The organism is Mesorhizobium sp. USDA 3734 (assembly GCF_056279665.1).
This window is the reverse complement of the sequence record NZ_JBWCCW010000001.1, coordinates 3,612,591-3,638,932: the sequence shown is the minus strand read 5'-3', so window position 1 is coordinate 3,638,932 and position 26,342 is coordinate 3,612,591. Positions and strand designations below refer to the sequence as shown.

Below are 26,342 nucleotides of genomic sequence, written 5' to 3'. Positions count from 1 at the left end.
TTTCGCCGATCCGACGGGAGCTACCCTACCGCGCCTGGTGAGGGCCTGTCAGCAGCCTGCAGGCGCGCGGTGGCCGCCAGGAGATCGGTCTGGGTGATCAGTCCGAGAATCCGCTTGTCGTCGTCGACGATGATCACCGCATGGCTGCGGCCGTCGGTGAGCACGGGCAGCAGGCCCATGGCGGTGAAACCGGCCGCGGCTGTGGCCGCGGGCGATATCACGGATCCAACCGTGCCGGAGGCCAGCGTCAGCTCCCGCAATCCCACCGTGCCTGCCAGCCTTGCTTCGGCATTGACGACCGGCAAGGTGCGGATGTTGTGGTCAAGCAGCAATTGGCGCGCCGCCTCGGCCGAGGTGTGCGCGTCGACCGAGATCACGTCGCGCGACATGATGTCCTCGCACAGAAGGGTCTTGTGCGCGCGCACCATCGCCTGCAATTCGACTTGCCGCAGCAGTCGATCGAGATCGTTGCGATCGATATCGAACGTCTCGTCGAGTGCTCCGAGCGCGGCATCGATGTCTTCGGACCGAAAGCCGACGCGCGACTGTGCCGGCGGATCGACGGTGCCGTGGCTGTTCGCCGGCGCTGAAACCGGCACATGCGGATAATTGCGCCGTGCCAGTCTGTGGAAGCCGTAGCCGAGCGCCACCAGCAGGATCGAGTTCAGCGCCACCGGCACGAATGGAAACAGGAAGCCGGCGCTGATGACGGCAGGTCCTCCCAGCACCGCGGTCAGGGCGGCGGCCCCGCCCGGCGGATGCAGGCAGCGGGTGAACGACATGGCGGCGATGGCCAGTGCCACCGCGATGCCGGTGGCAAGGGCGGTTTCGTGGATGAAATGCGCCACGATCACGCCGACCAGTGCCGATATCGTGTTGCCGCCGATGATCGACCATGGCTGCGCCAGCGGGCTGGCCGGCACCGCGAACAGCAGAACCGCCGACGCCCCCATCGGCGCCACCAGCAGCGGCACGTGCGGACCGTTACCCAGCACAAGGCTGGCGATCACACCGGTGAGCGCAATGCCGATCGTCGCGCCGATGCAGGCAACGAGGCGCTCGCGTAGCGTCGCGCCGGCAAGAATGGGAACAAAGAGGCGGAAGGCCATGACGTCGAAAACTCTGCCGGTATTCCAGGGGGAAGGAGAAACCGCGATGATCGCACCGCCGCAATGGCGCGACCCCGTGGAATTTGAAAGCCAAATTGATCCGCGAAGCCGCGGTTTGTGGGAATAGAATTCCGTGACCTTGTCGCAACAATCGCCGTGGTGCCGATTTGGCTCCCAGGTGAAGTGGCGGTTCACCAGTCTTTCGAGGTGCTTGCGCTGGTCCGCTGAATCAGCGTGGCGGGTGCCCCGATCGTCAGGCAGCGGCCGCGGCGGCCAGGCCGCGCGAAATATCGGCCTTCAGGTCGGCGACATCCTCGAGCCCGATCTGCAGGCGGATCAACGGACCCTCATAGGGCGCTTTTGCAACAACGCGGTCGCCAAGCCAGACCGGCACGGCAAGGCTCTCATAGCCGCCCCAGGAATAGCCGAGACCGAATATCTGCAGCGCGTCGAGGAAGGCGTGCTGCTGCTTCTGGCCGCCGCCGGCAAGCACGATGGAAAAGATGCCGCTCGAGCCGGAGAAGTCGCGCTTCCACAGATCGTGGTCCGGATGGCTGGGAAGGGCAGGGTGGAGCACGCGCGCCACGCCCTTCTGGCCCTCGAGCCAGGAGGCGATGGCAAGCGTGCTGCGCTGATGGTGTTCGAGGCGCACGCCCATGCTGCGCAGGCCGCGCAGCACCTGGTAGACATCGTCGGGTCCGGCGCAGCAGCCAAGCGTGCAGAAGCTTTCATAAAGATGCTTCCAGCAGCTTTCATTGGCCGACACCGTGCCGAGCAGCACGTCGGAATGGCCGGCCGGGTACTTCGTCGCCGCATGGATCGAGATGTCGACGCCGTGGTCGAGCGGACGGAAATACAGCGGCGTCGCCCAGGTATTGTCCATCATGACGATGGCGCCAGCGGCATGCGCAGTCTTGACGATGGCCGGGATGTCCTGCACCTCGAACGTGTTGGACGCTGGCGATTCCGTGAACACCACCTTGGTATTGGGCTTGATCAAAGCGGCGATGCCGGCGCCGAGATCGGGGGCGTAGTACTCGACCTCGACACCGAGCCGCTTCAGCATCGTGTCGGCGAAGTTGCGGGTCGGGTGATAGACGGTATCGACAATCAGCAGATGGTCGCCCGCCGACACGAAGGCGAGCAGCGGTATGGTCACCGCTGCAAGGCCCGACGGCACCACGATCGTGCCGGCCGAGCCTTCCAGCGCGTCTATGGCGTGGGCTAGCGCATCGGTCGTCGGTGTGCCGCGCGTGCCGTAAGTGTACTTCTGGCTGCGTGCCGCCATCGAAGCCGCGTCACGAAAAAGCACGGTAGAGGCATGCACCACCGGCGGATTGACGAAGCCGAAATAGTCGTGCGGATTGTTGCCCGAATGGGCAAGCCGCGTGTTGATGCCCATCCCGCCGCCAGAGCGCTCGCTGCCGTCTTTCGCCATTCTGCGTCGCCTTGTTTGATAAGCCGCTAGCCATAGTGCGGCGTCATGGACCGTGCAACAGCCAGCGCCCGCCAGGCGATGGACTTCGAATATGCCAATTCGTCGCGGCAAAAGGCGGCGATGCGGAGTACGGCATGACCCCGCGGCGCAGTGTCGGCGCTGCACCGGTCTCCGCCGATCGGCCTATTGTGGGCGGCGGTGAAAGGTATATGGTCTATTGCTAATATTAATCGCCGGATTGCTTCGATCAGATGCTGCCGGATGGTTGTCGCCGGTTGACCTTCTGGTCCTCCACGATCCGGATCGCGCTCACGAAGCGTGAGCGCGGCAAGGGAGGAATGCCATGCCGGACGTCAAATGGACAATGAAGGCGCGTGAATTCATCAACTGCAACTGCGCCTATGGCTGCCCGTGCCAGTTCAACGCCATGCCGACATACGGATTCTGCCAGGCGGTCGCTGGCATGGAAATCGAGAGCGGCCATCATGGCGACACCAAGCTCGACGGATTGCGGTTCGTCGGGATTTTCAGCTGGCCGGGCGCGATACACCAGGGCAGGGGCGAAGCCGCGGTGGTTATCGACGAGAGGGCGACCGAAGCCCAGCGTGCAGCGCTGCTTCGCATATTGGGCGGTCTCGACACCGATCCAGGCGCAACGATATTCCAGGTCTTTTCGACCACGCTGGAGAAATTCCACGATCCGATCTTTGCCCCGATCGAATTCAAGGTCGACGTCGACGCGCGAACTGGGCGGCTGCACGTCAAGGGCGTGACCGATGGCCATGGCGAGCCGATCAAGAATCCGGTCACCGGCGCCGAACACCAGGCGCGCATCGACCTGCCGCACGGCTTCGAATACGCGATCGCCGAGGTCGGGCGTGGCTGGACCAAGGCGACGGGCCCGATCAAGTTCGAGCTGGCCGATACGCACAGCCATTTCGCCAATCTGCATCTCACGCAGAGCGGCATCGTGCATTGACCTGATCCGATGGGCGACACAGCCCTCGAGGCGGTGCTGCGGCGCGACCGCGCGGTCGTGACGGCCGCGCTCGTCGTGATTGCCGCGCTCGCCTGGACCTATGTGCTGTGGCTCACCGCCGACATGGTCATGCCCGGTTCCCCCATGCCGGGCAGCATGGACATGGGCAGCATGGATATGGGCGGCATGGACATGGGCGCCACCGTGGCGCCCGGTTTCCGGTCCTGGTCATCGGCCGATTTCGCTTTCATCTTCACAATGTGGGCGGTGATGATGGTCGGCATGATGACGCCTTCGGTCGCACCGATGTTGCTGCTCTACGCCGGCGTCGGCCGCAAGGCGCGGGCGGATGGCCGGCCCATCGCTTCGACGGGATGGTTTTTTGCGGGCTATCTCGCTGTCTGGGTGGTCTTCAGTATTGTGGCGACCGGCGCGCAATGGCTGCTCGCCCATCTCGCCTTGCTCGATCCCTCGATGGCGACCGACAGTGCGATCCTCGGTGGCCTCGTCCTGATCGCCGCTGGTCTCTATCAATGGACGCCGATGAAGGGCGTCTGCCTGCGCCAATGTCAGGCGCCGATCGCGTTCCTGGCCAGCCATGGCGGGTTCCGCTCCGCTCCGCTCGGCGCGCTTCGGCTCGGCATCGATCACGGCGCCTATTGTCTGGGTTGCTGCTGGGCGCTGATGGCTCTGCTGTTCGTCGGCGGCGTCATGAACGTGCTGTGGATCGCCGGCATCGCCATCCTTGTTCTCCTGGAGAAAACGGTCCCGACCGGGCAGTTGATCCCGCGCGTTTCCGGCGCGCTGATGGCTGCGATCGGCGCCTGGCTCGTCTTCCGAGCCCTTTGAGAACATTCATTGTGGCCGGGCGGTATTGGCCTGCAACCGTCCGGTATCCCGTCAGATGACAGTCTTCTGAGATGGCAATTCATGGCGCACTGAGGTCAACAACGCCGTGGTAATACCTGGGATGGATTTAGCTGCCGCGGCCCGCATTGGCCCCGTATTGGCATTGAATGAGCTTTGCCGACTTTATTAGCGCTGCTGACTAAATCGCGAGCGCGTTTGTCTGTAAATCAGGCATTTGCGGCAATCGGTTTTCAAACTCTTTCGGTTTCGGTCATTTCCCTTGACCTCACGGGAATTATCGCCTTCGATGACATTTGTGAATGGGAGGCAGCGCGTCGGTTACGATGCGGGGTTCCGGGAATGGGCCGGAATGGGAGCTGCGTTCACACGGGAAAAAGATCAGGGTTTGCCCTGAAAAACAGAGAAAAGGGTCTGTGGGTCATGAAACAAATTGCTATCGGCATTCTTGGCGCCGCCGCCACGCTTGGGTTGATGGCGTCGGCCGCGTCGGCAACCACGCTCGACACCGTCAAGGCGAAGGGCTTCATCCAGTGTGGCGTCTCGACCGGCCTGGCCGGTTTCTCGGCGCCGGACGACAAGGGTGACTGGCAAGGCATCGATGCGGATTTCTGCCGCGCTGTCGCGGCCGCCGTCTTTGGTGACGGCACCAAGGTCAAGTTTACACCGCTCAGCGCCAAGGAGCGTTTCACCGCGCTGCAGTCCGGCGAGATCGACATCCTGTCGCGCAACACCACCTGGACGATCAACCGCGACACGGCACTTGGCCTGAATTTCATCGGCGTCACCTACTATGACGGCCAGGGTTTCATGATCAATGCCAAGAAGCTGCCGGGCGTCAATTCGGCGCTACAGCTTTCCGGCGCCGCCGTCTGCGTGCAGAGCGGCACGACCACCGAGCTCAACCTCGCCGACTACTTCAAGGCCAACAAGATGGAGTACAATCCGGTCGTCTTCGAAAAGCTGGAAGAGGTCAACGCCGCCTATGACGCAGGCCGCTGCGACGTCTACACCACCGATCAGTCGGGCCTCTATGGCATCCGCCTGACGCTGGGATCGCCGGCCGATCACGTCGTGCTGCCCGAGATCATCTCGAAGGAGCCGCTCGGACCCGCCGTTCGCCAGGGCGACGACCAGTGGTACCACATCGTCAAGTGGACCTATTTCGCCCTGCTGCAGGCTGAAGAGCTCGGGATCACCAAGGCCAATGTCGATGAAATGAAGAACTCGGCCAGCCCTGAGATCAAGCGCGTGCTCGGCCAGGAAGCAGATACCAAGATCGGTACCGATCTTGGCGTCTCCAATGACTGGGTCGTCAACATCGTCAAGGCCGTCGGCAATTATGGCGAAATGTTCGAACGCAATGTCGGTTCGGGCAGCCCGCTGAAGATCGCGCGCGGCATCAACGCGCTGTGGACCAAGGGTGGCCTGCAGTACGCACCGCCGATCCGCTGATCGAAATGTGATCCGGAAGGCAGGTTGTCTGCCTTCCGGTTTCTCTTTCCAGGGGACGGGTCGAATGGCATCGCAGGAAGTTCTTCGCGAGGAGCCCAGCCGCGGCTCCTTTATCAACGATCCGAAGGTCCGGGGCATATTCTTCCAGGCGCTGGTCGTCGTTCTGCTGGTGGTGGGCGTCTGGTGGATTGCCCACAACGTCATTGCCAACTTGACGCGCCTGCACATCGCTTCGGGCTTCGGCTTCCTCAAGGGCCGCGCCGGCTTCGACATCAGCGAGAGCGCTATCGCCTATTCGTCGGATTCGACCTATGGCCGCGCCATCCTGGTCGGCTTCCTCAATACTGTCATCGTCGCCATCGTCGGCATCATCACCGCGACAATCATAGGCTTCATTGTCGGCATCGGCCGGCTCTCGCAGAACTGGCTGATCAGGAAGATCTGCACGGTCTATGTCGAGGTGTTCCGCAACATCCCGCCGCTGCTGGTCATCTTCTTCTGGTATTCCGGCGTGCTGGCCGTGCTGCCGGCACCACGCGACAGCATCAACCTGCCGTTCGGCTCCTTCCTCAACCAGCGCGGCTTCTATTTTCCACGCGCCGTGTGGGGCGACGGCTCCTGGCTGATCTTCGTCGCTCTGCTTGTCGGCATCGCCATGGCGTGGTTCGTGGCGCGCAAGGCGCGGCAACGGCAGATGGCGACCGGCCAGCAATTTCCGGTGTTGTGGACAGCCCTGGCGCTGATTGTCGGGCTGCCGCTGCTCGCCTATGTGCTGAGCGGATTCCCCTTGAGTTTCGACTACCCGAAGCAATCGACTTTCAACCTGACAGGCGGCTTCCAGGTCAGGCCTGAGTTCCTGTCGCTGTATCTGGCGCTGTCCTGCTATACCGCCGCCTTCATTGCCGAGATCGTACGCGCCGGCATCAGGGGCGTCAGCAAAGGCCAGACGGAAGCTGCCGGTGCGTTGGGGTTGCGGCCCGGATCGATCCTGAGGCTCGTCGTCGTGCCGCAGGCCATGCGCATCGTCATTCCGCCGCTGACCAGCCAGTATCTCAATCTGACCAAGAACTCATCGCTCGCCATCGCCATCGGCTATCCGGACCTGACGGCGACCGCCGGTACGGTGCTGAACCAGACCGGCCAGGCTGTCGAGGGCGTGGTGATCATGATGGTGATCTATCTGGCCATCAGCCTTCTGACCTCGCTTGTGATGAACTGGTTCAACGCCAAGATGGCGCTGGTGGAGAGGTAAGGACATGCAAGAACATGATATGTCCTGGGTGCGCACCGAAATGGCGCTGGCGCAGCCGGCGCCGGCCGGCGTCACGGGTCTCGGTGCGTGGGTACGCAAGAACCTGATCGCTTCCGCCGGCGACACCATTTTGACCATCGCCGGCATCGCGCTGGTGGCGATGATCCTGCCGCAGATCATCAACTGGGCGTTCATCAACGCTGTGTGGACGGGACCCGACCGGACCGTATGCGCCACCGTGGCGCAAGGCGGCGTCCAGCCGGATGGCTGGACCGGCGCCTGCTGGGCTTTCGTCAATGCCAAATTCGGCCAGTTCATGCTCGGGCGCTATCCGATCGAGGAGCGCTGGCGGCCGATCCTGGTCGCCATCCTGTTCGTGGCGCTGCTGGTGCCGATGCTCATCCCGAAGGTGCCGCGCAAAGGGCTGAATGCCGTTCTGCTGTTCTTTGTGCTGCCGATCGTCGCCTTCATCCTGCTGGTCGGCGGCATGTTCGGCCTGCCGCATGTCGAGACCTCGCTGTGGGGCGGCCTGCTGGTTACGCTCAGCCTGTCCTTCGTCGGTATTGCCGTGTCGCTGCCGCTTGGCATCGTGCTGGCACTCGGCCGCCGTTCCAAGATGCCGATCATCAAGACGCTGTGCGTCGTCTTCATCGAGACGGTGCGCGGCATCCCGCTGATCACCGTGTTGTTCTTTGCCAGCGTCATGCTGCCGCTGTTCCTGCCGGAGGGCGTCAGCTTCGACAAGTTCCTGCGCGCGCTGATCGGTGTGTCGCTGTTTTCCGCCGCCTATATGGCCGAAGTGGTGCGCGGCGGCCTGCAGGCGATCCCCAAGGGCCAGTATGAAGGTGCGGATTCGCTCGGTCTCGGCTATTGGCAGAAGATGTATTTCATCGTCATGCCGCAGGCACTGAAATTGGTCATCCCGGGCATCGTCAACACCTTCATCGGCATGTTCAAGGACACCAGCCTGGTCATCATCATCTCGATGTTCGACCTGCTCGGCATCGTTAAGCAGAACTTCTCCGACCCGAACTGGGCAACGGCGCAGACGGCCAGGTCCGGCCTGATCTTCGCGGCCTTCGTCTTCTGGCTGTTCTGCTTCGGCATGTCGCGCTATTCAATGTTCACCGAACGCCGACTCGACACCGGCCACAAACGCTAAACAAAAGAACAAGGGGACCCTGTCATGGCCACCGAAAATGCCGTCAGCGCGGAAGAGATCAAGGTCAACGCCGCCAAGATGCAGATTTCCACCACCGATGTCGCCATCGACATCATCGCCATGCACAAATGGTATGGCGAATTCCATGTGCTCAAGGACATCAATCTGAAAGTGATGCGCGGCGAGCGCATCGTCATCTGCGGCCCTTCGGGCTCCGGCAAATCGACGATGATCCGCTGCATCAACCGCCTGGAAGAGCATCAGAAGGGCAAGATCATCGTCGACGGCAAGGAACTGACCAACGATCTCAAGAAGATCGACGAGGTGCGCCGCGAGGTCGGCATGGTGTTCCAGCACTTCAACCTGTTCCCGCATCTCACCATCCTGGAGAACTGCACGCTGGCGCCGATCTGGGTGCGCAAGACACCGAAGAAGCAGGCCGAGGAAATCGCCATGCATTTCCTCAAGCGCGTCAAGATCCCGGAACAGGCCCACAAATATCCCGGCCAGCTGTCCGGCGGCCAGCAGCAGCGCGTGGCGATCGCCCGCTCGCTGTGCATGAACCCGCGCATCATGCTGTTCGACGAGCCGACCTCGGCGCTCGATCCGGAAATGATCAAGGAAGTGCTGGAGACGATGGTTGGCCTTGCCGAAGAAGGCATGACCATGCTGTGCGTCACCCACGAGATGGGCTTTGCCCGCAAGGTCGCCAACCGCGTCATCTTCATGGACCAGGGCCAGATCGTCGAGCAGAACACGCCGGCCGAGTTCTTCGACCACCCGCGCCATGAGCGCACGAAGCTGTTCCTGTCGCAGATCCTGCACTAGGCCTTCGACGACCACGGGGAGCCCGGCTGAAACACTGCCGGGCTCTTTTGCGTATGGATGAGCGGGAGGCGGGCGTGTTGTGTCGCGCCGGGTCGCGTTTGCAGGGCCGCCATTCATGAAAAGACTGGGACGTTGTCTAGGCCTTCTGCTGATCGTCGTTGCGCTTGCCGCGACGATGGGCGCTCTCGTGCCGCGGCCGCTGTGGCGGCCGGCTGCCGCCACGCCGGCCACGGCGCGCCACGTCCTGGTGCTGAAGAATGCCATCCACACGGACATCGCCATTCCGGTCGATGATGCCGTGCGCCAGCGCTTCCACTTCCTGGTCGACGCCGGCATACCGGCCGACAGTCCGGAGGTCCGCTACATCGTCTTCGGCTGGGGCGGCCGCGCCTTCTACCTGGAGACGCCGACATGGTCCGAGTTGAAGGCGGTGCCGGTGATGAAGGCGCTGACCATCGATGCTTCGGTCATGCATGTCGATGTCGCCGGTGACATCGTCGAAGGGCGCCCGGACGTCGCGGGGTTCGACCTCGGTGAGGATCGGTTCGCGGCGCTGCTCGATTTCATCGATGCGAGTTTTCAGCGAGGGCCGAAGGGCCCGATCCTTGTTCCGGACGCGGCCTATTCCAGGTTCGACGGCTTCTATGAGGCGAACGGCCACTTCAACGCACTGGTCGGCTGCAACACCTGGACGGCGGCCGCCTTGCGCACCGCCGGCCTGCGCACTGGCTGGTGGAACCCGCTGCCTGTATCGCTTGGCCTGTCGATGCGGCTGTATAACTAGCTGTGCTCAAGGGCTGATATTCAGGCCCATGTTTCAGCGTCGAATGACTTTCTGCGGCTGCCAGCCATAGAGCCAATCCAGATCCGCCGCGAGTTTTTCCGACGAGCGCATTTTCAGGAACAGATTGCGCGCAATAGCCACGGGGCCCGTGGCATGCCAGGCGAGGCGGTTGACGGCGCCGCGACGAGCGACCCTTGCGACGCGCGGCCGCCGCAGGTTCTCCCAGATCTGAAGGCTTTGTGCTGGATCGGCAGGGAAGTCGGCGATGATATCGGCAAGCAGCGCCGCATCCTCGATCGCCATGGCCGCACCTTGCGCCGCGAACGGCGTCATCGCATGCGCGGCGTCGCCGATCAGCGCGATGCCGTCTGGCCTTGTCCAAGGCTGGTTCTGTTCGACAGTATGGAGCGGCCAAGTCAGCCACGCGCCAACCATTTCCACCAGTTCTGCAAGACCAGGCGCGGTGCCGCGCGTTGCGCTGGCGAGGATGCGTGGATCGGCATGGCCGGACCAGCCCTCGGCAATGCGCTCGCCTCTGGTGAAGGCGACGAGGTTGAAGGCGTCGCCCTTGCTGACGGGGTAGGCGACCATATGGAAGCCGGGGTGCAGGAAGGTGGTGACGCAGTCGGGAGCGCCGATCGCCGCGAAAGCCTGCCCCGCGGCACTTTGCGCGGCAATGGTTGCGCGCCAAGCCAGTTCGCCGGAAAACCGGCTTCTTGGCGAGGTCGCCCTTTTGGCCGAATCGACAAGCCCGCGCACCGACGACCAGACGCCATCGGCGCCGACCAATAGGAAGCCCTCGGCCGCGATGGTCTTGCCGTCGAACTCGGCCGTCGCGGTGATGCCATGCGTGCCGGTGGCAACGCTGCTGATCCGGGCGCCGGTGGTGAGATGGATATCCGGCATCTCGGCAACGCGCGCGGTCAGCGCGCTCTGCAGATCGGCCCTGTGAGCGACGAGATAGGGCGCCTGCCAGCGCGTTTCAGCGGCTTGTCCCAGCGGCACCCGTGCCAGTTCGCGCAGCGTTGCGGCATCCTTCAGCACCACCGCTTCCGGCCGCACTGCTACCGGCAGCAGACGGTCGAGTACGCCAAGCTGGCGAAGGATGCGTGTCGCGTTGGGAGAAAGCTGGAGGCCGGCGCCGACTGCTTCCAGGCGCTGCGCCTGTTCGAACACCCGTACCGAGTAGCCGCGTTCGGCGAATGCAAGGGCTGCGGTCAGCCCGGCGACGCCCGCCCCGGCGATGACGACTTGCCGGGAACGCGTGTCGTTCATCGGGCTTGCCGAAGGAATCAGGCGGCCTGGTCGATATAGATGCAGCCGGCCGGCAGTGTTTCGGTCGCCTTCAGCTTGGGCGAATAGCGGTAGAGGGTCGAGCAATAGGGGCAGACTTTTTCATTGTCGCCGCCCATGTCGAGAAACACATGCGGGTGGTCGAAAGGCGGATTGGCGCCGGTGCACATGAATTCCTTGACGCCGATGTCGATTGCCGGATGGCCCGCATCGTTCTGAAAATGGGGAATGGAACCGCCTGCCATCGTCGTCTCCTTAACGCAGTCTCTTCTGCATCTGGATCATAACAGGCCTCTTTGCAAGATCGATGAAATGAAACTGTCGCAAAAGCCTGTCAGAGGATAAGTTAAGCCGGTTAACCGGCTTGAGCGGGTGGGAAGAGCAGGAACCATGAACGAACTGAAGCCGGTGCAGAGCGAATTCGTGAACGTCGAGGTGGCCCGTCCGGAGGGCGGCAACCCCGATCGCTTCGTCAACCGGGAGTTTTCCTGGCTGCAATTCAACAGGCGCGTTCTCGAGGAATCGCTGAACCTCAATCATCCGCTGCTGGAGCGCGTCCGCTTCCTGTCGATCTCGGCCGCCAATCTCGACGAATTCTTCATGGTGCGCGTCGCCGGCCTCGCCGGCCAGGTGCGCGAGGGCATCACGCTGAAGAGCCCTGACGGCCGCACCCCCGAACAGCAGCTCGAACAACTGCTGCGTGAGGTCGAGCGGCTGCAGGAAGACCAGCAGAAGAGCCTTTCGGCGCTCACCGTGCTGCTCAACAAGGAAGGCATCGAGAGCATCACCCGCGATGCGCTCACCAAGGAGGAGAAGGTCTGGCTGGAAGACCATTTCCAGGAGCAGGTGTTCCCGGTGCTGACTCCGCTGTCGATCGACCCGGCGCATCCGTTCCCGTTCATTCCCAATCTCGGCTTCTCGATGGCGCTGCAATTGCGCCATCGCAAGAATGGCGAAGAGATGAGCGCGCTGCTGCGTCTGCCGGTGGCGCTGAAGCGCTTCATCCGTCTGCCGGACCGCAAGCATCATGTTCGCTTCATCCCGCTGGAAGAGGCTGTCGGCCTGTACATTGGCAAGCTGTTCCCCGGCTACGAGGTCAAGGGCTCTGGCACGTTCCGCATCATTCGTGACAGCGATATCGAGGTCGAGGAGGAGTCCGAGGATCTGGTGCGCCTGTTCGAAACGGCGCTGAAGCGGCGTCGGCGCGGTTCGGTGATCCGCATCGAATTCGACAGGCTGATGCCTTCCGAATTGCGCGACTTCGTCGCCGGCGAGCTTGGCGTGTCGTCGAGCCGCATCAGTGTCCTGACCGGACCGCTGGCGCTCAGCCAAATCTCCGAGATCGTCGCCGTCCCGCGCGACGATCTGAAATTCACGCCCTACAATCCGCGTTTTCCCGAGCGCATCCGCGAGCATGGCGGCGACTGCTTTGCCGCCATCCGCGAGAAGGACATCGTTGTCCACCACCCCTACGAATCCTTCGATGTGGTGGTGCAGTTCCTGCGCCAGGCGATGGCCGACCCGGAAGTGGTGGCAATCAAGCAGACGCTTTACCGCACCTCCAATGACAGCCCGATCGTGCGCGCGCTGGTCGACGCGGCAGAGGCCGGCAAGTCGGTCACGGCGCTGGTCGAGCTCAAGGCACGCTTCGACGAGGAAGCCAACATCCGCTGGGCGCGCGACCTGGAGCGCGCCGGCGTGCAGGTGGTGTTCGGCTTCCTCGAGCTGAAAACCCATGCGAAAATGTCGCTGGTGGTGCGGCGCGAGGACGGCAAGCTTCGCAACTACGTGCATCTCGGCACCGGAAACTACCATCCGGTGACCGCGCGCATCTACACCGACCTGTCCTTCTTCACCACCGACCCGACGATCGCCCGCGACGTCGCCCAGCTCTTCAATTTCATCACCGGCTATGCCGAACCGACGGATGAAATGCGGTTGGCGATCTCGCCGTTCACGTTGAGAAGCCGTATCCTGAAGCACATTGCCGACGAGATTGCCCATGCGGTGGAAGGGAGGCCGTCGCGCATCTGGATGAAGATGAATGCGCTCGTCGATCCGATCATCATCGACGCGCTCTATGATGCCGGCCGCGCCGGCGTCGAGATCGACCTTGTCGTGCGCGGCATCTGCTGCTTGCGGCCGCAGGTCCCGGGCCTGTCGGAAAACATTCGTGTAAAATCGATTGTCGGCCGTTTTCTCGAGCACAGCCGCATCTATTGCTTCGGCAACGGTCACGGCCTGCCGTCGGACGAGGCCATCGTCTACATCTCTTCGGCCGATCTCATGCCGCGCAATCTCGACCGCCGCGTCGAGACCATGGTGCCGATCACCAATCCAACTGTGCATGAACAGATCCTTGGCCAGATCATGCTGGGCAACATCATGGACAATCAGCAAAGTTTCGACGTATTGGCTGATGGAACCTCCCGGCGCGTGGTGCTGGAGGAGGGCGAGGAACCGTTCAACGCGCAGGAATATTTCATGACCAATCCGAGCCTGTCCGGACGGGGTGACGCGCTGAAGTCGCATGCGCCCAAGCGCATTGCGCAGTTCAAGCGTCGCAAGAAGAACGCCGCAGCGTCCAGCTGATGCTGTCTGATTCCCAGGGCCGGCTGCAGGACCGCCGACCGCTATCCATCATCGACATCGGATCGAACTCGATCCGTCTCGTCGTTTATGAGGGGCTGGCGCGCTCGCCGACCATGCTGTTCAACGAAAAGATGCTGGCCGGTCTCGGCCGTGGCATCGTTTCGACCGGAAAACTCGACCCCGAGGCGGTGACTCGCTCGATGGAGGAGTTCCGCCGCTTTCGCGCGCTTTCCGACCAGGCCGGCGCCGAGCATATGTATGTGCTGGCGACCGCCGCCGCCCGCGAGGCGGTCAACGGTCCCGATTTCATCCACCGCGCCGAGGATGTGCTGAAGACTGAGATCCGTGTGATCAGCGGCCGTCAGGAAGCCTATTATTCGGCCCTCGGCGTCATTTCCGGCTTTCACCCGGCCGATGGCATCGCCGGCGATCTGGGTGGCGGCAGTCTCGAACTGGTCGACGTCAACGGCGAAGCGATCGGTGACGGCATAACGCTGCCGCTGGGTGGCCTGCGCCTGCAGGATATGGCCAAGAACTCGCTGACCCAGGCGGCCAAGATCACGCGTGACGAACTGGCGAAGGCGAAGCTGTTGAAGGGCGGGCAGGGCAGGCCCTTCTACGCCGTCGGCGGCACCTGGCGAAATCTCGCCCGGCTGCACATGGAAATGACCAACTATCCGCTCGGCGTCATGCACCATTACGAGATATCAGCCGAAAGCGCGACGAACTTCCTCAAGCAGGTGGCCAAAGCCGAGATCGAGAAGGTCAAGGGGATCGAAGGCGTTTCCAAGAACCGCCGTTCGCTGCTGCCTTATGGCGCCATCGTGCTGCAGGAGATCATGACGGCGATGCAGCCGTCGAAGATCATCGTGTCGGCGCTCGGCGTGCGCGAAGGCTTTCTCTATTCGCTGCTCGACGCGGCCGAGCAGAAGGCCGATCCCTTGATTTCGGCCTCGGAGGAACTCGCTCGCCTGCGCTCACGCTCCGTCACCCATGCGCATGAACTTGTCGACTGGACCGCCAAAACCTTTGCCGCCTTCGGCATTGACGAGACCGAGGACGAGGCGCGCTACCGCCATGCAGCCGCATTGCTGGCCGACATCGGCTGGCGTGCGCACCCCGAATATCGCGGCAAGCAATCGCTCAACATCATTGCGCATGCGTCCTTCTTCGGTGTCGACCATCCCGGCCGCGCCTTCCTGGCGCTGGCCAACGCCTATCGTCACGACGGCATCTTCAACGAAGCCATCGCACCCGAGATAAAGGCACTGGCTTCGCCGCGTTATCTGGAGCGCGCCCGCGTGCTGGCAGCGATGATGCGCGTCGTCTATCTGCTGACGGCGTCGATGCCCGGCATCATGCCCAGGCTGAAATGGGAACAGCGCGCCAACGGCGTGCTGGCGCTGGTTCTGCCTGCATCGCTGGCCGATCTCTATGGTGAACGGCCTGCCGGGCGCCTGGCGCAGCTGGCCAAGATAACCAACCGCCGGCTGGTGCTGGCCGTCGAGGGCGGTCCCAGCGTCTCAGTGAAATAGGACGTTTCGGTGAAATGAACACGGCCTACCAGAGCGTGATTTATCGGGCGCTTCCCGATATCGGACCAGCTCGCTCGTGCTCATTTATCAGCGGCTTCGCGCTTAAGGACCGGCTTCCCCCAATCCGTCGCTGCTTCGCAGCGCCACCTTTCCCCCCCTCCGGAGGGAAAGGAAGGGAGCCTCGTTGGAAAAGCGTTGGCGGCAATAGGCTCGCGCCCTTCCTCTACCCCGTCGATCGAGGGAGAGGTGGCTCGGCGAAGCCGAGACGGAGTGGGGGTCGACCAACTCAGGCGCGTTTAAGCATAGATCAAACCGCGCCACGTTCGTCGACCGACCATGCGCCGGCGCCGGCCATGGCCAATGCCAGGAAGCCGCCTGATATGGCGATGTCCTTCATCAGCATCTGCTGGTGCAGGAAGGCGAGCATCGCGTCGCCGCCACCCTGGCCGTAATGGCCGATGAAACCGGCGGCGATGCAGAAGGCGGCAAGCAGCAGCGCTGTGATCCGGGTCTGGAAACCGACCAGGATGAGCAGCCCGGCGATCAGTTCGAACAGTCCTGTGCCCCAGGCGGCAAGTGTCGGCAGCGGCAGGCCGAGGCCGGCGAAATAGCCAGTGGTGCCGGCAATATCGGAAAGTGCCTGGAAGCCCGAAGGCACGAACAGGGCGGCGAACAGCAGCCGGGAAAGCAGGAGCAGCGCGTTGCGGGGCATGCGTTCACCTCCGTTGTCGGCCGCCGGTTGGCCTCGTCCCCGATCCTAGCAGAAATTCCGGACCGCAGATCGGCGGCATATACGGACAACGAAAAAGCGGCGCGGAAAATTCCGTGCCGCTTTTTTGTTCAGCTATTGCCAGGCTTGGCTCAGCCGCGCTTGGCGTCGATCGAATAGGCGCCAGCGCCCGAGGAGGCCAGCAGGAGGAAGCCGCCAGCGATGGCGAGGTTCTTGAGAAATTGGATCATCTGCATCTGGTCGGCCCAACCAGTGTGGGCGACCAAGCCGGTAGCCACCGTGAAAACCGCGAGCACCCAGGCCACGGCCCGGGTCTGGAAGCCAACGAGGATGGCGAGACCGCCGAGAAGCTCGATCAGGCCGACGACAATGGCCGTTACGGTCGGCAAGGGCAGGCCGAGGCTGCCGAAATAACCGGCTGTGCCGGCGATGGCAGTGAGCTTGCCGAAACCTGAAAGCAGGAAGATGACGGCGAGCAGGACGCGGCCGAGGAGGATGGTGGTCGAGGCATTGGAAGCGCCGGAACCGGCGACTGAAGTGTTGATGGACATGGTGGCTCTCCGAATGGGTTTGAATGACCACTCAGATAGACCAAGCCGACTGTTCACCAAAGCCGTCGATCCGGCAACACATTGTTCACAGCGCTTACATTTCCGTGATCGGGCGACTGACGCAAAATTCGCGTCGGGTCAGGTCGCGACGTGAGGAAATTCTCCCGTTGCGAAATGTCGGGTTTCTGGTTGACGCAATTCCGGACGGAAAACCGCAAGACACTTTTCCTGGAATTGCTCACCCCGGATGCGTCATGTCCTCCGGCCGCACCAGCCGGTCATAATCGGCTTCGCTGACCAGCCCGGTGGCCAGCGCTTCCTCGCGCAGCGTGGTGCCTTTTTTGTGCGCGGTCTTGGCGATCTTGGCGGCATTGTCGTAGCCGATGGTGGGCGCCAGCGCCGTCACCAGCATCAGCGAGCGGTCGAGTGCCGCCTTGATGTTGTCTTCCCGCGCTTCGATGCCGACGACGCAATTGTCGGTGAAGGAGACCGAGGCGTCGGAGAGCAACTGCACCGACTGCAGGAAGTTGTAAGCCATCAGCGGGTTGTAGACGTTGAGCTCGAAATGGCCCTGGCTGCCGGCGAAGGTGAGGGCCGCATTGTTGCCGAACACCTGCACGCAGACCTGCGTCATCGCCTCGCATTGGGTCGGGTTGACCTTGCCCGGCATGATCGACGAGCCCGGCTCGTTTTCCGGCAGCGACAGTTCGCCGAGGCCCGAACGCGGGCCGGAACCGAGGAAGCGGATGTCGTTGGCGATCTTGAACAGTGCGGCGGCCGCCGCGTTGATGGCGCCGTGCGAAAACACCATGGAATCATGGGCTGCCAGCGCCTCGAACTTGTTCGGCGCGGTAACGAAGGCGATGCCGGTAATAGTGGCGATACGATCCGCCACCCGTTCGGCGAAGCCAACCGGCGCGTTGAGGCCGGTGCCGACGGCGGTGCCGCCCTGCGCCAGCTCCTGCAGGCCGGGCAGCGTCAGCTCGATGCGCTTGATCGACGAGGCGACCTGCGCCGCGTAGCCCGAAAATTCCTGGCCAAGCGTGAGGGGGGTGGCATCCTGCGTGTGCGTGCGGCCGATCTTGATGATGTGCGCGAAGGCCTTGGTCTTGGCTTCAAGTGCCTTGTGCAGATGTTTCAGCGCAGGCAAGAGGTCGTGCACGATGCGCTCGGCGCAGGCGATGTGCATGGCCGTCGGATAGGTGTCGTTCGACGACTGGCTCATATTGACGTGGTCGTTGGGATGCACTGGCTTCTTGGAGCCCATGACGCCGCCCATCATCTCGATCGCCCGGTTGGAGATCACCTCATTGGCGTTCATGTTGGACTGCGTGCCCGAGCCGGTCTGCCAGACCACCAGCGGGAAATGGTCGTTGAGCTTGCCGTCGATGACCTCTTGCGCGGCCGCGATGATCGCCTTGCCGATCGCCGGATCAAGCCGCTGAAGGTCCATATTGGCTTCGGCCGCCGCCCGCTTGACGATGCCCAGCGCGCGCACGATCGACGCCGGCTGCTTTTCCCAGCCGATCTTGAAATTGCCAAGCGAACGCTGCGCCTGCGCGCCCCAATAGCGGTCGGCGGCGACTTCGATCGGGCCGAACGTGTCGGTTTCGGTTCTGGTCTTTGCAGCGGTCACGGGTCTCTCCTTGTCGAAGTCGGCAACGGCGTATCGCGTTGCACAAACGGCTTCAAGCGGAGAATGCGGGCGGCAAGGATGCAAATCGGTTGAAGGTGATCTCCCCCCTCGAGGGGGAGATGTCGCCGAAGGCGACAGAGGGGGTCAGTTCGACCGGGCGCAACTCCCCTAGCCGCCGGAACAGGCCGGCGCTTTACGCAAGGCGACCCCCTCTGGCCTGCCGGCCATCTCCCCCTCAAAGGGGGAGAAAGGCAACTCACCCGGCCGTGTATCCCCCGTCGACGGAGAAGATACCGCCACTGGTCCAGGCGGCCTCTTCGCTGGCCAGATAGACCGCGATACCGGCCAGATCGCCGGGGCGGCCGATTCTGCCGAGCGGATAGCTGCGCTCGACATAGGCCTTCAGCTCCGTCTTTGCCTCGGCCGGCAAATTGTCGACGGTCTTGCGCCGCATGGCGGTGTCGACCGTGCCGGGCGCGATGGCGTTGACGCGGATGCGGCGCGCGCCGAGTTCGAAGGCCAGCGATTTGGTCAGCGAGTTCAACGCGCCCTTCGACAGGGAATAGAGGCTCGACGGCCGCTTCGGGATCATCTTGTTGGCGAAATAGGACGAGATGTTGATCACCGATGCGCCGGTTGCCAGATGCGGCAGCAGGCCCTGGGTGAGGAAGAACACCGCCGTCACATTGAGCGCGAAGGATTGCTGGAACTGCTCTTGGCTGACGGTCTCGAACGGTACCAGGAAAGCCACACCGGCATTGTTGACCAGGATATCGAGCGGCCGACTGGATTTCTTCACATGCTCGACGACGACTGCGATGCCGGCCGATGTGGCAAGATCGGTCGACAGCGTCTCGATAGTGCCGCCGAGCTGCTTGCGGGCGGCGTCGAGCTTTTTGGTGTCGCGGCCGACGATCAGGACGTCCGCGCCCTCGCGTGAAAAGGCCTCGGCGATCGCCAGGCCGATACCGTCCGACCCACCGGTGACCAGCGCGCGCTTGTTGTGAAGTCTCATTCGACGCTCCGAGGGATTTCTGCCTCGGCGAGAGCACCGTATAGTGGCGGCCGTGGTCAAGCCGTCGGCCTATCCCCCGGTATGAACTTCGACCGCGGCCGGCGCAGGCCAGCCGAGGCCGGTCTACGCGCCGGCGGTCGCAAGCTCCCGCAGGGCCAGCCGGCCCGCGACATAGTTCTTGACCTGGCGGACCGCCTGTTCGCGCGAGACGCTGCCCGGCTGCAGGCCAAGCCGCAGCCAAAGCCCGTCGATCAGCGCGGTGACGCCGAGCGCGATGTCGTCGGCATCCGTCGGCGAGGCGAGGCCGCGCAGGCCCGACAACAGGTTCGAGCGCATGCGCGCATGGATCACCCTCTGGATACGGGCCATCTTATCGTCGCGCGGCACCTCGGCGCAGAGCGACAGCCAGGCATGGCATAGGGGAGGCTGGAACAGATGCTCCTCGAAATTGCCCTCGATCACCGCATCCATGCGTTCCATAGGGGTATGCGCCCGACGAAGCCGCGCGATCACCGCATGGCACAGGACGGCATTGGCCTCGCGCATCGCGTGCTCGAACAATTCCTGCTTGTTGCGGAAATAGTGCAGCACGATGCCCTTGGAGGCGCCGGCCTGGGCCGCCACCTTTTCTAGTGTCGCGCCGGCAATGCCTTCGCGCTCCAGCACCGCGAAGGCGGCCTGCCGCAATTCCTTGCGGCGTATCTCACTGAGACGCTTGAGTTTCACGGGATCGGTCCATGCATCGCGAATCCACGTTGACATTTTCGCCCGCTCACATCAAGAATTGACCCATGGGACAATAAAAAGACCAATTGGTCAATTCGATGACAATGAGGAGAACCGAAATGTTCCGCATCCTTGCAAATGGCGTCTGTCTTGCCGCGCTGATATTGGCCTCGAATGCGGCCCAGGCGGCCGAGGCCGAGCAGTGCAGGGCTGTGCGCATGGCTGAACCCGGCTGGAACGACCTTGCCTTCACCACGGGGGTCGCCAATGTCCTGCTGCAGGCGCTCGGCTATCAGCCGCAAAGCCAGGTTCTTGGCATCAACGTCATCTACGAGGGCATGAAGAACAGGGATCTCGACCTGTTCCTGGGCTACTGGGATCCGGCCATGGTCACCTATTACGAGCCCTACAAGAAGGAAGGCTCGGTCGAGAACGTGCGCGTCAATCTCGAAGGCGCCAAATACACATTCGCCGTGCCGACCTATGTCTGGGAGGCCGGCGTCAAGGACATCGCCGACCTGCACAAATTCGCCGACAAGTTCGGCAAGAAAATGTACGGCATCGAGCCCGGCTCCAACCAGTTGATGATGGACGCCATCGCCGATCCTGCCTTTGGCCTGGACGGCTGGCAGGTGGTCGAGTCCAGCGAAGCCGGCATGCTTTCCGAGGTCGGCTACGAGATCAAGGAAAAGCAGTTCATCGTCTTCCAGGGCTGGGCGCCGCATCCGATGAACACGATGTACGACTTCAAGTACCTGACCGGCGGCGACAAGTTCTTCGGCCCGAACTTCGGCGCCGCGACGGTGACGACGCAGGTGCGCAAAGGCTATCTCGATCAGTGTCCCAACGTCGCGCAGTTCTTGAAGAATCTCGCCTTCGACATCGATTTCGAGAATGTCGGCATGGGATATCTGATCAATGACGGCATGAAGCCGGAGGACGGGGCGCTGAAGGCAATCACGCTCAACAAGAACCGCCTCGACGCCTGGCTCGCCGGCGTCACCACCTTCGACGGCCAGCCTGACCTTGCCGCGGTCAAGGAAAAGCTCGGCCTGTGAGAGCGGCGGTGCTGAATGCCTGCGCGGACCAGAACGCCTGGGCCGGCCGCAAGCAGTTCGTCGCCGTCGGCGATCTCGACATCGCCTATGTCGAGATATCAGGCGTCGAACCGGCGCTGCTGTTGGTGCACGGCTTCACCGACACCAGCCGCAGCTTTTCGCTTCTGGCGCCATACCTGGCCGGCCGCCGGCTGATCATGCCGGATCTGCGCGGCCATGGCGCCTCGCAGGCGGGGAAGGGCTGCGGCATCGCCGATTTCGCCGACGATATTGCCGGGCTGATCCAGATTTTGCGGCTCGACCGGCCGATCGTCGTCGGCCATTCGCTGGGCGCCATGGTGGCTATCGCATTGGCTGGGCGCCACAGGAAGCTCATCGGCGGGCTGGTGGTCCTGGCCGGCACGTTGAAGCCCGACTTCGCGCGGGATCATCCGCTGGTCGCCGGCGTCCAGGCCCTGCGCGACCCGATATCGCCGGCCGATCCGTTCTACGCCTGGTGGCATGCCTGCCGGCCCGGCGTGCCCCCAGCCTTTCTCGCTGGCCTGGCGAATGACGCCTCGGCAATGCCGGCGCCGCGCTGGCGAGCGATCCTGGAGGAAATCCGCCGCGCCGATCTGACTGATGCGGCGCGAGCCGTGCAGGCCCGGACGCTGATCATCGCCGGCGCGTGCGACCCGCTGTTCGGCGAGGCGCACCAGCAGGCATTGCTGCACGCTCTTCCCGGAGCCGTCTTCGTCCGCGCCGAGAGCTGTGGCCACAACCCGCATTGGGAAGATCCGGCCCTTGTCGCAAAGGCCATCATCGAGGCATTTGAGGCTTAAGGGCGAGGACTGGTGGCTAGGCGAACGATCCCGCCAAAGTAGTCCAATGATGAACCATCGAAGCATGGGAGCAAACATCTAGACTAGGCGGCGTTGTCGCGCACAAGCTGGTGCTTCGATCGGTCTAGACTAGAGGTTTCCTGCAAGTGATTGCAGCCTTCCGGTCGTAAATCCGCAAAGCGCTTGACCTGATTTCGCCCGCCGCGCTTCGCGGCGTAGAGAGCCTCGTCAACTGCCGCGAGAAGCTCGACGCCGCTTTTCCCGCCTTGCGGAAAGCTCGCGACGCCGAACGACGCCGTTACTGGAATGGTGATATTACCGTGCCGGACCGGCGTTGCTTCGATTTCCGCCCGTAACTGCTCGGCGCGTTCGCACGCGAGCTCTTCCGACATCTCGGGCATCACCAGCACGAATTCTTCGCCGCCATAGCGGCAACTGATGTCGCTGCTGCGCGAACGCCGCTTCATCATCGCCGCGGAGGTGCGCAACACGTCGTCGCCGGCAGGATGCCCGTAGTGATCGTTGACGATCTTGAAGTGATCGAAGTCGCACATCACGACGCTGACGGGGTGGCCTTTGCGGCGCGCGAGGGACAGCTCGCGCTCCAGCGCCGCATCGAGATAGCGGCGGTTGTAAAGTCCGGTCAATCCGTCGCGAATCGATTGCTCGCGCAGCAGATCGTAGAGAGACTGCATTTCGCGTTCAGCCCGCATACGCTCACTGACATCCATTACCACGCTGACGAGAACAGGCTTCCCGCCAAGATCCATGACGCTGCCGTGCAGTTCGATGTCGACCTCGGCACCGTCCTTGCGCCGGCCGCGGAATTTGTAGTCGATGACCTCCACTTTCCCACTGATCCGTCGGCGGACGTGTTCGGCCACGATCGCCTCATCCACGAGGGCCGCCACGTCGACCGGTCTGAGACCGAGGAGCTCTTCTGCCGAATAGCCGAAGATTTCGTCAAACTTCGAATTCGTAAAGGAGAATTTTCCGTCCTTGATGATCGCTATTCCGACCAGAGGCTGATTGACCACGCTGCGGAACATTGCTTCGGACTCACGCAATGCCCGTACAGCCTTCTCGTTGTCGCGCAGGGCCCTTTCCAGTTCTTCGGTGCGGCGTCGCACCTGATCTTGAAGAATGATCGTGGTCTGGAACGCACCGAACTCGGAACCGTTGGCGTCGCCGCTCGCGCGCTCCGCGCGGTTCATCAGCGCGCGGATGACCTTGTTCTGCCTGGCGATTTCCGTCAGCAGCACCTGCTTGCCTGAGCCGGGCCCGGATTGCTTGCGCTCAGCCATGTGGGCTCTTCGAGGCGCGGTGTCCGATCGCTATCCCGGTCAGTGTCTGGTTGACATGGATGCCTCGGTACTGTTCGCCATAAGTGTTGAAGCCGATGCCGTTGTTTCGCTCGAAGATGGAGCTGACCTGATCGGAAAGACCTTTCTCGGAAATCTCGAGCTTGCGCAGGATGCAATCACAGCCGAGCAGCAGCTCGGGTACACCGATCTCGCTCTGAATATGTGCGAACGCCGCGGCCATGTTCACCACAAGGTCGACGCTACGCGCTACGCGGAGCACGACCCCTTCCTCGATCGCGCAGTAGAACGTCAGACTGCCGTCCTGGTTTACCCGCTGAATGGAGCGAACATAGTTGGCCCCATCGATCAGCACCACCATCGGCGAGGACGCAAACCGGGTGGGCTGCAGGTCGTGCGGGTCAATATGGCCAATCCGCGCGTATTCCTCATCGGCCCGCAGTCCGTTGATCTCCCGCACCAGGCGATGGGTGGCGTCGGCATCGGTCACGACCAGCCGCTCCTCGGTCGGAACGAAATGCTGTATCTTGAAAATCCGGAACGGCAGGATGGTCGTGACCAGCACGATCACAGCCGCGTCCGGATGGAAGCGACCCCCGAAGTAGACATGGGTCTGGTTGAAGTTCAAACCGTCGCCGGCCGAACCGCCCACCAGTGGAATGTCGCCCAGCACGTTCTGCAACACGCGCGTCACCAGCTCTTCCCGTATTGAAAGACCATCGATCAACAGAAGTGCGAATGTGTTATCCGGCGTTGTCTGCGGCTCCAAACGTTCCAACTTTTGCAGGTGAGTCTGCGCGAACGCTTCACCGGCAGCAAAATCGAACTCCCGTAGCTGCCCGATCAACCCGCTCACCGCTGCGAACGACCCGGTCGCAAAGCTCGCGCCGGTGATGCTGTGGTCCCGGTAGCCCGCCGGACCGATCTCACCCGCAGTGGTGCAGCCAATGATCTGCACGTCGGCGAATTGCCGCTGCATTTCGTCTGCAAGCGCGTCGAGATCGTACTCACTGGAGCAAAAGAAAAGAACGAAAGCCATATCCGGCTGCGATACGCCGGCATGGAACTCACGCACGGCCGCGCGAGCATCCACGCTGCAGGACTGGCAGCGGCGAGTGTGCGCCGACGTTTTGACTACCGCTCCCTCATTACCCATTTGGTATCCTCCGCGCATGGACAATATCTATTGTTCGCGCAAGTTGGGTCCCCGGGGCTTGATCTGGATCAAAGCTCCTGCGGATTCGAACGACCCGATTTGCCGGTCGTTAATGCGGAGTTAAGGTCGGGCCATTACGGCGGCAACCTGCGGCTTTTGAATCGCCATGTGTCGTTGCGGGTCTCGACGATGTCGCAATGGAATAGGAGCTGGGCCTGATTAAGCGAATAGCAGGCAGCCGAGTTCGTCGAGGACAATGAAATCCATTGGCTTGTTGCTAACTTGATATTCGGACGAACAAGTTGATCAGATACAGTATTGAGTTGTCCGTGAAGAAGGCCCAATTCGCCGACCGTGAGTTGCGAGTGGTGCTCGGGCGGATGGGGTTGGCAATCACGCTGATCGGGGCTGGCGCGGCGGGGTTGCGGCGATTGCAAGCAGCGCCAGGAAGAAGACACGCAAAAGCCTTAACGCCCGACCAGCGATTGCGATGTGGGCGACAGCCGCAAAGTCTCCGTTGGTTTGGTCAGGCCAGCTTGCGCGGCCTGCCAAAAGGCCTGCCATGCCGGTGAGGCGGCGAGGGCGGCCTTGTGGCGAGCATGCGCCTCGGCACTGTCGAAGCCGGTGACGGACATGACGACGTTTTCATCAGCCCGCACCGGCAGGCGCGGAAAACTGTTTTCGGCATGCTCCGTAACGAAAGCGGCGAGCAGGCGTGCGCCTTGTGCCGTCATCAGCGGCGCCGTCTCAGTCTCGAAGCGGCTGGCGAAATCAACCTCCGTGCCGGGCTGCAAATGATGAATCTGGATAACAACGATGCCAGTCAGCGGCTTGTTTCGAAGGGCCTTTTCGCCGCTGCCCAGGCTTTGCCGCTGCCCGCCCGCGAGATCGAAGCCGGCGCCCGGCCAAGCCGGCTTGAGCAGCAGCACATCGTTGGAATCGATCATTGTTGCGTTGGCCGCATCGCGGTGCGCCGCCCAGACCGGCCCGCCATAGAAACCGGCGAGAGCATTTTTCCGCGCATCCATACCGTCGAAGCCGCGCATCCAGACGAACATGTCGGGGCGGTCGAGATCCCGGAACTGGCCGATGATGGTCATGCCGGCGTCCTCCTGGCCTTCGATCAATCTGCCGTCGAAGATGTCGATGAGCGTGTCGCGCTGACCGGGCTTCAGTGTGTATTGCCGAAGCTCGACGACAGGCGAGGCGAGCATCGGGGGTTTCAGCGTGGCATTCAGGGGCACGTTCATGCGTCTCTCCTTAAAACAGGATGATCATCCTGTTTGCAAAACAGACCGGTTGTCCTGTTTTGTCAATATGCTAAAGTTCGGCAATGTCAGCAGAGATGACCGTTCAGCCAAAACCGCGCCCAAGAAAACGCATCAACGACCCTGAAGGCATGCGCAAGAAGGTGCTCGATGTCGCCGAGGTCGCGTTCCAGGCGCGCGGCTATCATGCCTCCAGCTTCGGCGACCTGATGGCGGCGGCGGGTGTCAGCGGTGGCGCGCTGCATCACCATTTCCCGACCAAGAAGGCGCTGGCGCTGGCGGTGATCGACGAGCGTGTCGCCGCAGCGGTCGAACAGACATGGATCGCGCCGGTGCTGGCGGCGAGCACTGCACGCGACGGCGTGCGCGCGGTGTTCGAGGCCGTGGCGGCGGAACTGGAGCAGCAGGGTTTCGTGCGCGGCTGCCCGCTCAACAATCTGGCGCACGAACTGTCGCTCGCCGATCCGGATTTCCGCATTGCCCTTGCCAGTATTTTTGCCGGGTGGCGGCGGACGATTTCCGACAAGCTGCGAGCCGACCAGCAGGCGGGCAGGGATGAGGGCACGGACCCCGAGCGCTTCGCCGCGCTGGCGGTCGCCGCCTATTCCGGGGCGATGTCGATGGCCAAGACGGCGCAGGATGCGAGCGTGCTGCGGGATTGTCTGGCGGGACTGGAGCGGAGCGCGCTATCGCCTTCGCAGAGCGGATTGGCAGCCAAGCGACGCCGCAGGGTGCTGCTGCGACCAAGAACCCTTTGATGTCGGA

General features: G+C 62.7%; 25 protein-coding genes. 13 read left to right on the top strand and 12 right to left on the bottom strand.

All coding sequences use genetic code 11. The features are described 5' to 3' along the window. Positions 1-20: 20 nt before the first annotated feature. Positions 21-1,109: an HPP family protein gene (locus ACZ89F_RS17845; RefSeq protein ID WP_476093202.1), complete on the bottom strand. Its 1,089-nt coding sequence runs from the start codon at positions 1,107-1,109 to the stop codon at positions 21-23. Between ACZ89F_RS17845 and ACZ89F_RS17840 the strand changes: the two genes are divergently transcribed. After that, positions 1,108-1,236 carry a hypothetical protein gene (locus ACZ89F_RS17840; protein WP_476093201.1) on the top strand — a complete coding sequence of 43 codons (129 nt, stop codon included), beginning with the start codon at positions 1,108-1,110 and terminating at the stop codon, positions 1,234-1,236. The two genes, ACZ89F_RS17845 and ACZ89F_RS17840, sit on opposite strands and share 2 nt — an antisense overlap. A 126-nt stretch (positions 1,237-1,362) precedes the next feature. Here ACZ89F_RS17840 and ACZ89F_RS17835 read toward each other — a convergent pair whose 3' ends face one another. Then, the gene (locus ACZ89F_RS17835) at positions 1,363-2,547 is read right to left on the bottom strand and encodes a cystathionine beta-lyase (RefSeq protein ID WP_476093200.1); all 1,185 of its coding nucleotides are present in this window, start codon (positions 2,545-2,547) and stop codon (positions 1,363-1,365) included. Positions 2,548-2,890: 343 nt separating this feature from the next. On the opposite strand from ACZ89F_RS17835, the gene ACZ89F_RS17830 reads away from it, so the two are divergent. The 7 genes from ACZ89F_RS17830 to ACZ89F_RS17800 all read left to right on the top strand — a co-directional run bounded on the left by ACZ89F_RS17830 (position 2,891) and on the right by ACZ89F_RS17800 (position 9,874). Next, positions 2,891-3,526: a DUF1326 domain-containing protein gene (locus ACZ89F_RS17830; protein ID WP_476093199.1), complete on the top strand. Its 636-nt coding sequence runs from the start codon at positions 2,891-2,893 to the stop codon at positions 3,524-3,526. Positions 3,527-3,535: 9 nt separating this feature from the next. Beyond that, a complete protein-coding gene (locus tag ACZ89F_RS17825; protein WP_476093198.1) occupies positions 3,536-4,375 on the top strand; it encodes a DUF2182 domain-containing protein in 840 nt (279 codons plus the stop codon). 441 nt (positions 4,376-4,816) lie between these two features. Continuing rightward, entirely contained in the window at positions 4,817-5,848 is a 1,032-nt protein-coding gene (locus ACZ89F_RS17820) for an amino acid ABC transporter substrate-binding protein (protein WP_476093197.1), read from the top strand. A 64-nt stretch (positions 5,849-5,912) separates the two neighbouring features. Further along, positions 5,913-7,100, top strand: a complete 1,188-nt coding sequence (locus ACZ89F_RS17815; protein WP_476093196.1) for an amino acid ABC transporter permease — start codon at positions 5,913-5,915, stop codon at positions 7,098-7,100. 4 nt (positions 7,101-7,104) lie between these two features. Next, positions 7,105-8,262, top strand: coding sequence for an amino acid ABC transporter permease (locus ACZ89F_RS17810; protein WP_476093195.1), 1,158 nt, complete (start codon positions 7,105-7,107; stop codon positions 8,260-8,262). A 78-nt stretch (positions 8,263-8,340) separates the two neighbouring features. Next, complete coding sequence (locus ACZ89F_RS17805) at positions 8,341-9,090, top strand: amino acid ABC transporter ATP-binding protein (protein WP_031260969.1); 750 nt, start codon at positions 8,341-8,343, stop codon at positions 9,088-9,090. A 115-nt stretch (positions 9,091-9,205) separates the two neighbouring features. Next, positions 9,206-9,874 (top strand): TIGR02117 family protein, encoded by a 669-nt coding sequence (locus ACZ89F_RS17800; RefSeq protein ID WP_476093194.1) that lies wholly within the window; start codon positions 9,206-9,208, stop codon positions 9,872-9,874. Positions 9,875-9,907: 33 nt separating this feature from the next. Here ACZ89F_RS17800 and ACZ89F_RS17795 read toward each other — a convergent pair whose 3' ends face one another. After that, positions 9,908-11,149 carry an FAD-dependent monooxygenase gene (locus tag ACZ89F_RS17795; RefSeq protein ID WP_476093193.1) on the bottom strand — a complete coding sequence of 414 codons (1,242 nt, stop codon included), beginning with the start codon at positions 11,147-11,149 and terminating at the stop codon, positions 9,908-9,910. Positions 11,150-11,166: 17 nt separating this feature from the next. Continuing rightward, positions 11,167-11,412 carry a zinc-finger domain-containing protein gene (locus tag ACZ89F_RS17790; protein WP_109663012.1) on the bottom strand — a complete coding sequence of 82 codons (246 nt, stop codon included), beginning with the start codon at positions 11,410-11,412 and terminating at the stop codon, positions 11,167-11,169. 145 nt (positions 11,413-11,557) lie between these two features. Between ACZ89F_RS17790 and ACZ89F_RS17785 the strand changes: the two genes are divergently transcribed. Together ACZ89F_RS17785 and ppx are read left to right on the top strand one after the other, a co-directional pair. Beyond that, a complete protein-coding gene (locus ACZ89F_RS17785; protein WP_476093192.1) occupies positions 11,558-13,759 on the top strand; it encodes an RNA degradosome polyphosphate kinase in 2,202 nt (733 codons plus the stop codon). Continuing rightward, complete coding sequence (ppx, locus tag ACZ89F_RS17780) at positions 13,759-15,294, top strand: exopolyphosphatase (RefSeq protein WP_476093191.1); 1,536 nt, start codon at positions 13,759-13,761, stop codon at positions 15,292-15,294. The genes ACZ89F_RS17785 and ppx overlap by 1 nt, the downstream gene beginning before the upstream one ends. Before the next feature lie 307 nt (positions 15,295-15,601). Here the strand turns inward: ppx and ACZ89F_RS17775 are convergent, their stop codons facing one another. The 5 genes from ACZ89F_RS17775 to betI form a co-directional block, all read right to left on the bottom strand. After that, on the bottom strand, positions 15,602-16,006 hold the full coding sequence (locus tag ACZ89F_RS17775; protein WP_476093190.1) for a DoxX family protein: 405 nt from the start codon (positions 16,004-16,006) through the stop codon (positions 15,602-15,604). Between the two features lie 149 nt (positions 16,007-16,155). Then, a complete protein-coding gene (locus ACZ89F_RS17770; RefSeq protein WP_476093189.1) occupies positions 16,156-16,575 on the bottom strand; it encodes a DoxX family protein in 420 nt (139 codons plus the stop codon). A gap of 238 nt (positions 16,576-16,813) precedes the next feature. After that, complete coding sequence (fumC, locus tag ACZ89F_RS17765; RefSeq protein WP_476093188.1) at positions 16,814-18,211, bottom strand: class II fumarate hydratase; 1,398 nt, start codon at positions 18,209-18,211, stop codon at positions 16,814-16,816. A gap of 256 nt (positions 18,212-18,467) precedes the next feature. Beyond that, the gene (locus ACZ89F_RS17760; protein WP_476093187.1) at positions 18,468-19,226 is read right to left on the bottom strand and encodes an SDR family NAD(P)-dependent oxidoreductase; all 759 of its coding nucleotides are present in this window, start codon (positions 19,224-19,226) and stop codon (positions 18,468-18,470) included. Between the two features lie 123 nt (positions 19,227-19,349). Further along, positions 19,350-19,988 carry a choline-binding transcriptional repressor BetI gene (gene betI / locus ACZ89F_RS17755; RefSeq protein ID WP_476093186.1) on the bottom strand — a complete coding sequence of 213 codons (639 nt, stop codon included), beginning with the start codon at positions 19,986-19,988 and terminating at the stop codon, positions 19,350-19,352. Between the two features lie 83 nt (positions 19,989-20,071). Here betI and choX point away from each other — a divergent pair, with 83 nt between their 5' ends. Then, a complete protein-coding gene (gene choX / locus ACZ89F_RS17750; RefSeq protein WP_476093185.1) occupies positions 20,072-21,010 on the top strand; it encodes a choline ABC transporter substrate-binding protein in 939 nt (312 codons plus the stop codon). Between the two features lie 8 nt (positions 21,011-21,018). Continuing rightward, entirely contained in the window at positions 21,019-21,831 is an 813-nt protein-coding gene (locus ACZ89F_RS17745; RefSeq protein ID WP_476093184.1) for an alpha/beta fold hydrolase, read from the top strand. A gap of 83 nt (positions 21,832-21,914) precedes the next feature. On the opposite strand, the gene ACZ89F_RS17740 is transcribed toward ACZ89F_RS17745, so the two are convergent. From ACZ89F_RS17740 to ACZ89F_RS17730, 3 genes are all read right to left on the bottom strand, one after another. Further along, positions 21,915-23,135, bottom strand: a complete 1,221-nt coding sequence (locus ACZ89F_RS17740) for a GGDEF domain-containing protein (protein ID WP_476093183.1) — start codon at positions 23,133-23,135, stop codon at positions 21,915-21,917. Then, positions 23,128-24,309, bottom strand: a complete 1,182-nt coding sequence (gene nosP / locus ACZ89F_RS17735) for a nitric oxide-sensing protein NosP (protein WP_476093182.1) — start codon at positions 24,307-24,309, stop codon at positions 23,128-23,130. The genes ACZ89F_RS17740 and nosP overlap by 8 nt, the downstream gene beginning before the upstream one ends. Before the next feature lie 467 nt (positions 24,310-24,776). Beyond that, positions 24,777-25,559 (bottom strand): NIPSNAP family protein, encoded by a 783-nt coding sequence (locus ACZ89F_RS17730; protein WP_476093181.1) that lies wholly within the window; start codon positions 25,557-25,559, stop codon positions 24,777-24,779. 95 nt (positions 25,560-25,654) lie between these two features. On the opposite strand from ACZ89F_RS17730, the gene ACZ89F_RS17725 reads away from it, so the two are divergent. Further along, entirely contained in the window at positions 25,655-26,335 is a 681-nt protein-coding gene (locus tag ACZ89F_RS17725) for a TetR/AcrR family transcriptional regulator (protein WP_476093180.1), read from the top strand. Positions 26,336-26,342 lie beyond the last annotated feature (7 nt).

Coding starts and splice junctions, on each gene's coding strand:
- ACZ89F_RS17840 (WP_476093201.1), top strand. CDS start 1,108: ATGACGTCGAAAACTCTGCCGGTATTCCAGGGGGAAGGAGAAACCGCG.
- ACZ89F_RS17845 (WP_476093202.1), bottom strand. CDS start 1,109: ATGGCCTTCCGCCTCTTTGTTCCCATTCTTGCCGGCGCGACGCTACGC.
- ACZ89F_RS17835 (WP_476093200.1), bottom strand. CDS start 2,547: ATGGCGAAAGACGGCAGCGAGCGCTCTGGCGGCGGGATGGGCATCAAC.
- ACZ89F_RS17830 (WP_476093199.1), top strand. CDS start 2,891: ATGCCGGACGTCAAATGGACAATGAAGGCGCGTGAATTCATCAACTGC.
- ACZ89F_RS17825 (WP_476093198.1), top strand. CDS start 3,536: ATGGGCGACACAGCCCTCGAGGCGGTGCTGCGGCGCGACCGCGCGGTC.
- ACZ89F_RS17820 (WP_476093197.1), top strand. CDS start 4,817: ATGAAACAAATTGCTATCGGCATTCTTGGCGCCGCCGCCACGCTTGGG.
- ACZ89F_RS17815 (WP_476093196.1), top strand. CDS start 5,913: ATGGCATCGCAGGAAGTTCTTCGCGAGGAGCCCAGCCGCGGCTCCTTT.
- ACZ89F_RS17810 (WP_476093195.1), top strand. CDS start 7,105: ATGCAAGAACATGATATGTCCTGGGTGCGCACCGAAATGGCGCTGGCG.
- ACZ89F_RS17805 (WP_031260969.1), top strand. CDS start 8,341: ATGCAGATTTCCACCACCGATGTCGCCATCGACATCATCGCCATGCAC.
- ACZ89F_RS17800 (WP_476093194.1), top strand. CDS start 9,206: ATGAAAAGACTGGGACGTTGTCTAGGCCTTCTGCTGATCGTCGTTGCG.
- ACZ89F_RS17795 (WP_476093193.1), bottom strand. CDS start 11,149: ATGAACGACACGCGTTCCCGGCAAGTCGTCATCGCCGGGGCGGGCGTC.
- ACZ89F_RS17790 (WP_109663012.1), bottom strand. CDS start 11,412: ATGGCAGGCGGTTCCATTCCCCATTTTCAGAACGATGCGGGCCATCCG.
- ACZ89F_RS17785 (WP_476093192.1), top strand. CDS start 11,558: ATGAACGAACTGAAGCCGGTGCAGAGCGAATTCGTGAACGTCGAGGTG.
- ppx (WP_476093191.1), top strand. CDS start 13,759: ATGCTGTCTGATTCCCAGGGCCGGCTGCAGGACCGCCGACCGCTATCC.
- ACZ89F_RS17775 (WP_476093190.1), bottom strand. CDS start 16,006: ATGCCCCGCAACGCGCTGCTCCTGCTTTCCCGGCTGCTGTTCGCCGCC.
- ACZ89F_RS17770 (WP_476093189.1), bottom strand. CDS start 16,575: ATGTCCATCAACACTTCAGTCGCCGGTTCCGGCGCTTCCAATGCCTCG.
- ACZ89F_RS17760 (WP_476093187.1), bottom strand. CDS start 19,226: ATGAGACTTCACAACAAGCGCGCGCTGGTCACCGGTGGGTCGGACGGT.
- betI (WP_476093186.1), bottom strand. CDS start 19,988: ATGTCAACGTGGATTCGCGATGCATGGACCGATCCCGTGAAACTCAAG.
- choX (WP_476093185.1), top strand. CDS start 20,072: ATGTTCCGCATCCTTGCAAATGGCGTCTGTCTTGCCGCGCTGATATTG.
- ACZ89F_RS17740 (WP_476093183.1), bottom strand. CDS start 23,135: ATGGCTGAGCGCAAGCAATCCGGGCCCGGCTCAGGCAAGCAGGTGCTG.
- nosP (WP_476093182.1), bottom strand. CDS start 24,309: ATGGGTAATGAGGGAGCGGTAGTCAAAACGTCGGCGCACACTCGCCGC.
- ACZ89F_RS17730 (WP_476093181.1), bottom strand. CDS start 25,559: ATGAACGTGCCCCTGAATGCCACGCTGAAACCCCCGATGCTCGCCTCG.
- ACZ89F_RS17725 (WP_476093180.1), top strand. CDS start 25,655: ATGACCGTTCAGCCAAAACCGCGCCCAAGAAAACGCATCAACGACCCT.